This is a genomic window from uncultured Amaricoccus sp. (assembly GCF_937858865.1).
Lineage (GTDB): Bacteria > Pseudomonadota > Alphaproteobacteria > Rhodobacterales > Rhodobacteraceae > Amaricoccus.
Window position 1 is genome coordinate 1 of sequence record NZ_CALLYO010000267.1, and the last position, 9,946, is coordinate 9,946.

At 68.1% G+C, this 9,946-nt stretch carries 11 protein-coding genes and 1 pseudogene; 4 read left to right on the top strand and 8 right to left on the bottom strand.

The features are described from left to right. Positions 1-409 (top strand): hypothetical protein (locus Q0112_RS07445; protein ID WP_297973425.1); only part of this gene is annotated, 409 nt, incomplete at its 5' end. A gap of 159 nt (positions 410-568) precedes the next feature. On the opposite strand, the gene Q0112_RS07450 is transcribed toward Q0112_RS07445, so the two are convergent. The 4 genes from Q0112_RS07450 to Q0112_RS07465 form a co-directional block, all read right to left on the bottom strand. Next, the gene (locus Q0112_RS07450; RefSeq protein WP_297973427.1) at positions 569-1,888 is read right to left on the bottom strand and encodes an MFS transporter; all 1,320 of its coding nucleotides are present in this window, start codon (positions 1,886-1,888) and stop codon (positions 569-571) included. An 8-nt stretch (positions 1,889-1,896) separates the two neighbouring features. Continuing rightward, positions 1,897-2,175 carry a metal-sensing transcriptional repressor gene (locus Q0112_RS07455; RefSeq protein WP_297973430.1) on the bottom strand — a complete coding sequence of 93 codons (279 nt, stop codon included), beginning with the start codon at positions 2,173-2,175 and terminating at the stop codon, positions 1,897-1,899. A gap of 56 nt (positions 2,176-2,231) precedes the next feature. Beyond that, the gene (locus Q0112_RS07460; RefSeq protein ID WP_297973432.1) at positions 2,232-2,894 is read right to left on the bottom strand and encodes a DUF6064 family protein; all 663 of its coding nucleotides are present in this window, start codon (positions 2,892-2,894) and stop codon (positions 2,232-2,234) included. 84 nt (positions 2,895-2,978) lie between these two features. Beyond that, positions 2,979-3,893, bottom strand: a complete 915-nt coding sequence (locus Q0112_RS07465) for a transcriptional regulator GcvA (protein WP_297973435.1) — start codon at positions 3,891-3,893, stop codon at positions 2,979-2,981. A 125-nt stretch (positions 3,894-4,018) separates the two neighbouring features. On the opposite strand from Q0112_RS07465, the gene Q0112_RS07470 reads away from it, so the two are divergent. Continuing rightward, positions 4,019-4,252: a DUF1127 domain-containing protein gene (locus Q0112_RS07470; RefSeq protein ID WP_297973438.1), complete on the top strand. Its 234-nt coding sequence runs from the start codon at positions 4,019-4,021 to the stop codon at positions 4,250-4,252. Between the two features lie 125 nt (positions 4,253-4,377). After that, a complete protein-coding gene (locus Q0112_RS07475) occupies positions 4,378-5,556 on the top strand; it encodes an MFS transporter (protein ID WP_297973440.1) in 1,179 nt (392 codons plus the stop codon). Positions 5,557-5,574: 18 nt separating this feature from the next. Here the strand turns inward: Q0112_RS07475 and Q0112_RS07480 are convergent, their stop codons facing one another. Both Q0112_RS07480 and cueR read right to left on the bottom strand, forming a co-directional pair. Next, positions 5,575-6,030, bottom strand: a complete 456-nt coding sequence (locus Q0112_RS07480) for a cytochrome c (RefSeq protein WP_297973443.1) — start codon at positions 6,028-6,030, stop codon at positions 5,575-5,577. Next, positions 6,023-6,433 (bottom strand): Cu(I)-responsive transcriptional regulator, encoded by a 411-nt coding sequence (cueR, locus tag Q0112_RS07485; RefSeq protein ID WP_297973446.1) that lies wholly within the window; start codon positions 6,431-6,433, stop codon positions 6,023-6,025. Before cueR ends, Q0112_RS07480 begins: the two co-directional genes overlap by 8 nt. Before the next feature lie 123 nt (positions 6,434-6,556). Here cueR and Q0112_RS07490 point away from each other — a divergent pair. Next, positions 6,557-9,000, top strand: a pseudogene (locus tag Q0112_RS07490) (heavy metal translocating P-type ATPase). Positions 9,001-9,069: 69 nt separating this feature from the next. Here Q0112_RS07490 and Q0112_RS07495 read toward each other — a convergent pair. Together Q0112_RS07495 and Q0112_RS07500 are read right to left on the bottom strand one after the other, a co-directional pair. Next, positions 9,070-9,414: a hypothetical protein gene (locus Q0112_RS07495; RefSeq protein WP_297973449.1), complete on the bottom strand. Its 345-nt coding sequence runs from the start codon at positions 9,412-9,414 to the stop codon at positions 9,070-9,072. 80 nt (positions 9,415-9,494) lie between these two features. Beyond that, on the bottom strand, positions 9,495-9,946 hold a 452-nt coding region (locus Q0112_RS07500; RefSeq protein WP_297973452.1), incomplete at its 5' end, for a cation diffusion facilitator family transporter.

Here is a 9,946-nt window from a genome sequence, read left to right on the forward strand (position 1 = left end):
CGGTTTCTCGCTTTCCGGGGCTCCTGCCCGCTCACCAAGCCTTGCTTCTCTCGAGGCCACACCGATGTCCGAACCTTACCAGCTCGAACTCATCCGACCCTATGCTAACGCGGGCGTCACCGCCGTCGTCACGATCAACTCCGGCGCCCTGATCGCGGGGCTCAGCCAGGCCGCCAATCTCGACTTCGTGCCGGATGCCGCGCTTGTCTGCGCCCTTTTCATCTGGGCCTTTGGGGTTACGACGGGCGTGGCAACCTGGGGTGCCTCCTATCATGCCGCGGTCGCCCTGACATCTGCGGACCACGAGAACGACATGCGTTGGAGGCGCGTCGCCACGAGCTTATTCCACACGTCCCTGTCCATGTTCCTGCTCGGCTTCGTGGCCATCGGCGTCTCGCTGTTGGGATGAGCCGGAGCACCGTTGCTGCATGGAGTTCGAGATTTCGTCGCCACCGCTTGATGCGACCGCGGGACGCATCGAGCGCCCCGATGGGGGGACGATAAACCCGTTCGGGAGCAAGGTGACCATCATTCTGCGACCCGCGCGTTCGACCGATGACAGCCAATGCTACGCAGACCGCGGCCAAACAGTATGGAGTTCGTCAATAACGAAGGCGTGAACATGGCGTCCTTGCTCGTCCAGTGGCGCGGCGGAGAGGTGCGGGTCGCCGGCTTCGAGATCGGTATGAGCGTGGGGAACGATATCCGGATCGGCCGCAGGCCAAAGTCGTGAGGCCACCAAAACCGCGAGTGCCGAGAGAACCGCCATGACCAGAAACGTGACCTCGAACCCCGCCGCCGCGCCGAGCCGGCCGGCGAGCGGATAGGCGGCGAGCCAGCAGGCATGTGACAGCGCGAACTGTGCGGCGAAGAGCGCGGGGCGATCCTCGGCGTGCGCCGACCGGCGCAGCAACCGCCCGGTGGGCGTCTGGGTCAGCGAATAGCCGAGGCCGACGACGAACCAGAGCGGCGCCAGGCTCCCGAGATCGCTCGCTATCGGACCGACCAGCATTCCGCCCGCCAGGATGCCGGCGCCGGCCAGCATCGCCCCTCGGTCCGGAACGCGCTCGAGGAGCCGCGGCAGGACAAGGGCGGCAACCATCGATCCGGCGCCGAAGGCCGCGAGCGCCAGGGCAACATCCGCGTCGCCGCGGCCGAAGGCGGATTTCACCAGAACGACGGTGTTGACGATCACCATCGCGCCCGCTGTTGCGACCGCGACGTTCAGCGCCAGCAACCCGCGCAGCCGCGGCGTCGCGAGATAGAGGCGGATGCCGCGGGTCGTCCGGTCCCAGATGCCGCGTGGGGCCGCCGGCTTCGGGCTCGGCAGGCGTACCGACAGAACGAGCGCTGCCGAAAGCAGGAAACCGACGACCGTCCCAGCGAAGAGGCTGTGGAAGCTGATCACGGTCAGTAGCGCGGCGGCGAGCATCGGGCTGATCAGGCTCTCGAGATCGTAGGCGAGCCGCGACAGCGAGAGCGCGTTGGTGTACTCCCGCTCGTCGGTCAGCACGTCGGGGATTGTCGCCTGGAACGTCGGCGTGAATCCGGCTGAAGCCGACTGCAGCAGGAAGATCAGCAGGTAGACCTGCCAGATCTCGGTCACGAACGGCAGGGCGAGCGCCACAGCGGCCCGGACGAGATCGAGTGCCACCAGCATGCCGCGGCGGGGAAGACGCTCGGCGAAGGCGGCAGCGATCGGAGCGACGCCGACGTAGGCCACCATCTTGATCGCGAGCGCCGTGCCGAGCACGGCGCCGGCCCGATCGCCCGCCAGATTGAAGGCGAGCAGCCCGAGCGCGACCGTAGCCAGTCCGGTGCCCACCAGCGACACGACCTGGGCGAGAAAAAGATGCCGATAGGTGCGGTTCGCGAGGACGCCCAGCATGTCCACGCTCAGAGGTACTTGGCGATCGCCTTGAAGTCGGCGATCTCCTGGCGCTGGCCGGCTTCCATCGGCCCGACGACCGCGTCCAGACAGTGGTCGAGGTGATCTTCGATCAGCGCCTTCTTGGCCTGACCGATCGCCTTCTCCACCGCGTGCATCTGCTGTGCGATCTCGAGGCACGGCCGCTCCGCCTCGATCATCGCGATCACGCCGCGCAGATGGCCCTCGGCCCGCCGCAGGCGCTTGACGATCTCCGGATGGCTCCGGTGCTTCGGAATGGCGTCCATGGCATATCCTATCCCCCAGGGTAGGATACGACAAGCACACGCGGGGTGGTGTGCCTTCAGGAATGGGTCGTGGCGGAGGCCTCACTCTTGTCGCGGCGCCGGCGAGCGAGGAGCAGCATGGCGGCAACGACGACGCCACTGAGAAGCAGCACCCAGTCCTGCGGGATCCGGAGCAGAAAGGCGGCGGAGCCGCCGATCAGCGACCAGAGCAGCGGGACGATCAGGAGCCGGAGCGGAAGCGGGTCCGCCATGAGGAGGAGGCCGAAGGTGAAGATCACCAGCGGACAGGGCGCGACGCCAAAGACCGGAACGCCCGGATAGCTCTGGCCGGCCATCGCCCCGATGACGGGATAGAGCAGCATCGCGTAGGCGATCATGCCGAGGCCGATCCCGCCGCGGACGCCGCCGCGAATCCGAATGTCCAGGCGCCCGGTGACCGCCACCCACATCAGCATCAGGCCCTGGACGACGAAGAGAGCGGCAAAGCCGTAGGCCGCCCGGTTGATCGCGCTGAAGAAGGCGGCGTGATAGGCCAGACCCGTCCACAGCCACATCAGCCCGAGGATCGCGGCGACCGCCTTCCCACTGAGGGGCGTTGGGCGGATCAACAGAAGCAAAACCGTCGCGCCGAGCAGGTAGGCGGCGATCTGCGCCGGCCAGATCGCGGTATTGTAGGCCCGGAACACGTCGATGAACGCGTCGTGGCCGAACGGCAGCATCTATGCCTCCCTGCATCCGCCCCAGCTTCCAACATCGGTCACGCGCCTGCCCTGACCGAAATCAAGTGGCGCCGCCGCCCGTTGCTATGGCTCGAGCGCTGCGATCCGTTGCGCATCGTCAGCGGCTTCGGCGAGCAGCCCGTCGCGGAAGGTGACGATCTTCGGCAGCGACGCGGACGCCTTCGGGCAGACGATCCAGTAGGATTTGGCGAGCGGCAGGGCCAGCGCGAGCGGACGAATGAGTCGACCGTTGATCAGGTCCCAGGCAGCGAGCGTGGTGCGCGCGAGCGTGACGCCTTGGCCGTCCACCGCGGCGTCAATGACCATGCTCGCCCGGTTCATCACCGGGCCGTGCATCGCGCCGGCGTCGCCGACCCCGGCCGCCTCGAGCCAGGTCGCCCAGACCGTCCGGTCGTCGAGATGCAAGAGCGGGAAGCCGAGCAGGTCGGCCGGCACGTTCAGAGGACGGGCGTCGGTTGCGAGCCGCGGGCTGCAGACCGGGAACAGCTCCTCGCTGCAGAGCCGTGTCACATGCAGCCCCGGCCAGTGACCCTCGCCGTGGCGGACCGCCAGGTCGATGTCCTCGCGCGCGAAGTCGACGTGATGCAGCGTCGCCGACACCCGCAGCTCGATTTCCGGGTAGGCCTCCGCGAAGCGGCCGAGGCGATGCACCAGCCACTTGGCCGCGAAGTCGGGCGAGGTGCTGACGGTGAGGACGCCGGAGTTCTGCCGCTGCAGCAGCCGCTCGGTGCCGATGGCGATCCTGTCGAAAGCGTCGCGGACCACGTTCAGGTAGTCGCGGCCCGCCTCGGTGATCGCCAGCCGCTGGCGTTCCCGGTTGAAGAGCTTGAGCCCCAGCTCCGCCTCGAGCGCCTTCACCTGATGGCTGACCGCGCCCTGCGTGACGCAGAGCTCGTCGGCTGCCCGGGTAAAGCTCTCGTGCCGGGCCGCCGCCTCGAAGGCCCGGACGGCATTGAGCGAGGGCAGCCGGCGTGGCATGGCGGCGAAAGATCATGAGAAAATCTGGGGCAGGCTAGAGAAACGATGCTTTGCGGGCAAGCGTCTTCCGGCCTTATTGGAGAGCCTCCATCGGCATGCAGCCGACTGAAATCGGAGGCCATAACATGATCGCGACTCAAGGGCTCAGCAGCGCAGGCGCGACCGTTGGTCGCCCACCCGCAGTCACGCCGTCAGCGGCGACACTCGCGCGCAGGGCAGTGACAGCAATCCTGTCGTGGGACGACCGCCGCCGTCAGCGGCACGCGCTGGCCGAGCTCGACGACCATCTGCTGCGCGACATCGGATTGACGCGGTACCGGGCCCGGACCGAAGCTCGCAAGCCGTTCTGGTGCAGGTAGCCTCGCCCGGGCCGCTCCAGCCGACGCCCTGAAGGTAGAGCCTGATCGATGATCGATCGTGGACAGATATGTCGAGTGGCGTAACGCAGGACGGTGCGGCGGGATCGGCCGTCGCAGCGAGGTCGTTGATCTACCTGCTATCGGCCCGGGCAGTGCGCGATTTCGGCGACGGGTTCGTCGCCGTGCTGCTGCCGGTCTATCTGACGGCGCTCGGCTACTCGCCGTTCGAGGTCGGCGCGATCGCAACCTCGGCGCTGCTCGGGTCCGCCCTGCTGACGCTCGCGATCGGAATGATCGGCGGCCGGCACGATCGTCGGCGGCTGCTGCTCGCTGGCGCAAGCCTGATGGTCGCCACCGGCGTCGCATTCACGCTGGTGCACGAGTTCGCCCTGCTTCTGGTGGTCGCCTTCGCCGGCACGATCAATCCGTCGGCCGGCAGCGTCAGCATTTTCGTGCCCCTCGAGCACGCGGTATTGAGCGGCGAGGTCGCCGACCGGAGCCGAACCCGGATGTTCGCGCACTACAGCATGATCGGCGCCCTGAGCGCGGCCTGCGGGGCCCTGGCTGCGGCCATCCCGGCCTATCTCGCGTACGTCGGCGTGGACCTGCTCATGGCGATCAAGGCCATGTTCGTCCTTTACGCGCTGCTCGGTGTCACCGGGTGTTTGCTCTACGCGCGCCTGCCGCGGCGGGCGATGCCGACGAGCCCCGTTCATTCGGCGGCACTTGGCCCCTCTCGGCACATCGTCTACCGGCTCGCCGCGCTCTTCAGTCTCGATGCCTTTGCCGGCGGCTTCGTCGTCCAGTCGCTGCTGGCGCTATGGCTCTTCGAGCGGTTCGATCTGTCGCTGAGCGCCGCGAGCCTCTTCTTCTTCTGGTCGGGACTGCTCTCGGCCTTCTCCTTCCCGGTCGCGGCATGGCTCTCACGGCACGTCGGGCTGATCAACACGATGGTCTTCACGCACATCCCGTCGAGCGTCTGCCTGATCCTGACGGCCTTCGCGCCGACGCTGCCGCTCGCACTCAGCCTGCTCCTGGTGCGGGCGGCGTTGTCGCAGATGGACGTGCCGACCCGATCCTCCTACGTCATGGCGGTGGTCACCGAGGCCGAAAGGCCGGCGGCCGCGAGTTTCACCGCTGTGCCGCGCAGCCTCGCCGCGGCGGCAAGCCCGGCGCTCGCCGGCGCGCTGTTCGCCGCGTCGTTCCAGGCGCTGCCGCTGCTGATCTGTGGCGCGCTCAAGATCCTCTATGACCTGTTGCTGCTCACCCAGTTCAGGCGACTGAAGCCGCCGGAAGAGCAGTAAGGGGCGGATGCCGGCCCTCTAGTTCCCCTCCGCCTGCCGGGTCACTTCGGCTTGATAGGCGCGCATCTGCTCCGACCAATGACTGGCGATGTAGTCGAGCACCGCGTCGATTTCGTCGCCCGACAGCACACCGCCGAACGCCGGCATTCCGCTGGCGATGCCAGTCACGCCGAGCCGGCGCAGCGTCTCAGCTCCTCCAAGGGTCACGTAGTCGACCAGCAGCGCGCCGGGATGATGCCAGGTGTGGCCAGTGTCGTCGTGTGGCGGCGCCCGCAGCGTCCCGTCGGGCTCCGAGCGCTGCCAGTCGGGCTGCCCCTCCAGGTCCGCACCGTGGCAGGAGGCGCAATGCACGGAATAGACCTGTGCGCCGACCGCCAAGGGCCCTTCCGCCGGAGCGTGCGACGCGAGCGCCGGCCCGTACGTACCGATGGCCGCGACGATCAACGTCGCAACCGCTCGCTTGCCGCTATCCATGGGCGGTCGTCGCGCTGTCCTCTCCGGCGAGATCGTCCAAGATCGGGCAGTCGGGTCGATTGTCACCGTAGCAGCGTTGAATGAGCTTCGCCAAGGTGGTGCGCATCGCCTGAAGCTCCGCGACTTTGCGATCGATCTGCTCCAGATGCTCTTCCGCAACCTGCTTCACTTCGCTGCTGGCGCGGCCCTCGTCCTCGTAGAGCGCCAGCAGCGCCCGGCATTCCTCGATCGAGAAGCCGAGCGACCGCGCGCGGCCGAGGAAGGCGAGCTTGTGCACGTCGGCATTCCCGAACGCCCGGTAGCCGTTGCCGCCGCGTTTGGGTCGGATCAGGCCGATGTCCTCGTAGTAGCGGATGGTTTTCGCCGGCAACCCGCTCCGCTCGGCGACATCTCCGATGTTCATGGTCGATTCCCTCCGTTGGTTCGCATCGTAGCGCTTCCAGCAGCTGGAGGGTCAAGCACCCCTTGACCTTCCAGTTGCTGGAAGGCGCATATGGGGTGTCGGATCCAGAATCGGGAGGCTGACATGCACGCATCCGACATCGCGACAGAGGCAACGGTGGTCCGCGATCCGGTCTGCGGCATGACCGTCGACCCCACGGCCGGCAAGCCGCGGCACGAGCACGTCGGCCATACCTACCACTTCTGCTCCGAGGGTTGCCGCACGAAGTTCGTTGCGGCCCCTGAGGACTACATCGAGGCGACCGATCCGGTCTGCGGCATGAAGGTCGACCGCTCGACGGCCCGACACATGGCAAAGCACGGCGGTGAGCGCTTCTACTTCTGCTCCGGCCGCTGCAAGGAGAAGTTCGAGGCGGAGCCCGAGGCTTACCTCAAGGGCAAGCCTGCTCCGGAGCCGATGCCCACTGGCACGATCTATACCTGCCCGATGCATCCCGAGATCGAGCAGATTGGCCCGGGCGACTGCCCGATCTGCGGCATGGCGCTGGAACCGAAGGGCGTGCCGGCCGGTGACGAAGGGCCAAATCCCGAACTGGTCGACTTCCGCCGCCGCTTCGCCGTCGGGGTCGTCCTGACCGTGCCGCTGCTCGTCCTTGCGATGGGGCCCATGCTCGGCGTGCCGGTGGGCGACTGGATCGGCGAGCGGGCTGCCCGGTGGCTGGAGCTGATCCTGGCGACGCCGGTGATCCTCTGGTCGGGCTGGCCGTTCCTCGTCCGTGGCTGGAAGTCCTTCCGCACGATGAACCTCAACATGTTCAGCCTGATCGCCATGGGCGTCGTCGCGGCCTGGGGCTTCAGCGTCGTGGCGGTGATTGCGCCCGGGCTGTTCCCGCACGGCTTCCGGGACCATTCCGGCCAGGTCGGCGTCTACTTCGAGGCCGGCGCGGTGATCGTCGTTCTGGTGCTGCTCGGCCAGATCCTCGAGCTGCAGGCCCGCGAGCGCACCGGCTCGGCGATCCGCGCGCTGCTCGACCTCGCCGCCAAGACCGCCCGCGTCATCCGGCCGGACGGCCGCGAGGAGGAGATCGCGCTCGATGAGGTTCAGGTCGGCGACAAGCTGCGCGTGCGGCCCGGCGACAAGGTCCCGGTCGACGGAGACGTGATCGAGGGCCGGTCTTCAGTCGACGAGTCGATGCTGACCGGGGAGCCGGTGCCGGTGGAGAAGGTCGCCGGCGACCCGGTGACCGGCGCGACCATCAACGGCACCGGCAGCCTCATCATCGAGGCGAAGCGCGTCGGTAAGGACACCATGCTCGCGCAGATCGTCGAGATGGTCGCGGCGGCCCAGCGCTCGCGCGCGCCGATCCAGAGGCTCGCCGACGCGGTCGCCGGTTGGTTCGTGCCGGCCGTGATCGGCGTCGCGGTCCTCGCCTTCATCGCCTGGGCGATCTGGGGGCCGACGCCGGCGCTTGCATATGCGCTGATCTCGGCGATCGCGGTCCTGATCATAGCCTGTCCCTGCGCACTCGGCCTGGCGACGCCGATCTCGATCATGACCGCCACGGGACGCGGCGCCCAAGCGGGGGTGCTGATCAAGAACGCCGAGGCGCTGGAGACCTTCGCCAAGGTCGACACGCTGATCGTCGACAAGACCGGCACCCTGACCGTCGGCAAGCCCGAACTCGTCGCCGTGCTCCCCGAACCCGGCTACGACGAAGCGGCGGTGCTGCGGCTCGCCGCCACCCTCGAGCGCGGCTCCGAGCATCCATTGGCGGAAGCGATCGTCCGCGGGACAGAAACTCGGGGCCTGGCCCTCGCCGCGGCCGAGGACTTCGAGGCGGTGACCGGCAAGGGCGTGAAGGGCGTGGTCGACGGCAAGACTGTGGCCCTCGGCAATGCGGCGATGCTTGCGGAGCTCGGCCTCGAACGCGCCGCCTCGGATGCTGCCAACGCCCGTCGCGACAAAGGCGAGACCGTGATGTTCGTCGTGGTCGACGGCGCCGTCGCCGGCCTCGTCAGTGTCGCCGATCCGGTGAAAGAGACGACGCCGGCGGCGCTCAAGGCGCTGCACGCGCTCGGCTTCCGCATCGTGATGGCACCGCCCGCGCCGTGGCCGGCAAGCTCGGCATCGACGAGATCCGCGCCGAGGTCCTGCCCGAGGACAAGGCGCGCATCATCCGCGAGCTGCAGGAAAGGGGCGCCAAGGTCGCGATGGCGGGCGACGGCGTCAACGATGCGCCGGCGCTGGCGCAGGCGGACGTTGGCATCGCGATGGGGACCGGCGCCGACGTCGCGATCGAGAGCGCGGGGCTGACGCTGGTCAGGGGCGACCTCAACGGCATCGTGCGGGCGCGCAAGCTCTCACTCGCGACCATGCGCAACATCCGCCAGAACCTGTTCTTCGCGCTGGTCTACAACGCCGCCGGCGTGCCGGTCGCCGCGGGTGTCCTCTACCCGTTCCTCGGGCTACTCATCTCGCCGATCTTCGCCGCGGCGGCGATGAGCCTCTCGTCCGTCTCGGTAATCACCAACGCCCTGCGGCTGCGCCGGGTGAACCTCGACGCCTGAAGGGTCAGCCGGGCGCGGTGCCTCAGAAGCGCAGCGCCCCTGACCTTCAGTCGCGGTCGGCCGATGGCGCTAATCCTCATCGCCGTGCATGAAAACCTCCATCTCTTCGGTCGTGACGCGACCGTCGCCGTCGGCGTCCATGGCGGTGAACACCCGGGCATGGACCGCCTGCACCTCCTCGAGCGAGAGCGCACCGTCGCCGTCGGTGTCCATCACAATCAGCATCATCCGCATCATGCCGGGGCCCATCATCCCCGGGCCCATCATGTCGCCCCGGTCGCCCCATGGCATCCCGAAGCTCCGCGGACGGTCGCCGTCGCGACCCGGACCCATCATCGGACCTTCGCCGGGCTGTGCGAAGGCCCAGCCGCTGGCCGCCAGGGCGGCGAGCGTTGCAAGTATCGCTGTCTTCATCGGCTGCTCCATTGTCTGCTGGAGCCAGCCTGCGGCGCCACCGGGTGCTGCTCCTTGACCTCGGTCAACTGGAAGACGCGCTACGCCGAAGGTGCCGGAGACGTGATGTCGATCGCGGCCACGGCCGCCTCGTCCAGGCAGGTCGTCTCGATCTGCAGCGTCACGAAGAAGAAGCCGAACCGGTCACGCAGGAGATCGTGCGCCCGCACCAGGAGATCGTCTCCGGCAGTGAGCGGGGTTTCGGTGCGCAGGTGCGCCGAGAAGACGTAGCGGCCGCTGGTCAGCGCCCAAGCGTGGACGTGGTGCACGTCGCGCACCCCGTCGAGTCGGCCGAGCGTGGCGGCGACCTCGGCAAGATCGACGCCGGGCGGCGTGCCTTCCATCAAGAGGTGCACCGAGTCCCGCAGGATGCCCCAGCTTGCCCAGAGCAGCACGAAGCCGAAGCCGATGCCGAGCAACGGGTCGATGGCGAGAAACCCGGTGAAGCGGATCACCAGCGCGGCGACGATGATGATCAGGCTGCCGACAAAGG

Coding starts and splice junctions, on each gene's coding strand:
- Q0112_RS07450 (WP_297973427.1), bottom strand. CDS start 1,888: ATGCTGGGCGTCCTCGCGAACCGCACCTATCGGCATCTTTTTCTCGCC.
- Q0112_RS07455 (WP_297973430.1), bottom strand. CDS start 2,175: ATGGACGCCATTCCGAAGCACCGGAGCCATCCGGAGATCGTCAAGCGC.
- Q0112_RS07460 (WP_297973432.1), bottom strand. CDS start 2,894: ATGCTGCCGTTCGGCCACGACGCGTTCATCGACGTGTTCCGGGCCTAC.
- Q0112_RS07465 (WP_297973435.1), bottom strand. CDS start 3,893: ATGCCACGCCGGCTGCCCTCGCTCAATGCCGTCCGGGCCTTCGAGGCG.
- Q0112_RS07470 (WP_297973438.1), top strand. CDS start 4,019: ATGATCGCGACTCAAGGGCTCAGCAGCGCAGGCGCGACCGTTGGTCGC.
- Q0112_RS07480 (WP_297973443.1), bottom strand. CDS start 6,030: ATGGATAGCGGCAAGCGAGCGGTTGCGACGTTGATCGTCGCGGCCATC.
- cueR (WP_297973446.1), bottom strand. CDS start 6,433: ATGAACATCGGAGATGTCGCCGAGCGGAGCGGGTTGCCGGCGAAAACC.
- Q0112_RS07495 (WP_297973449.1), bottom strand. CDS start 9,414: ATGAAGACAGCGATACTTGCAACGCTCGCCGCCCTGGCGGCCAGCGGC.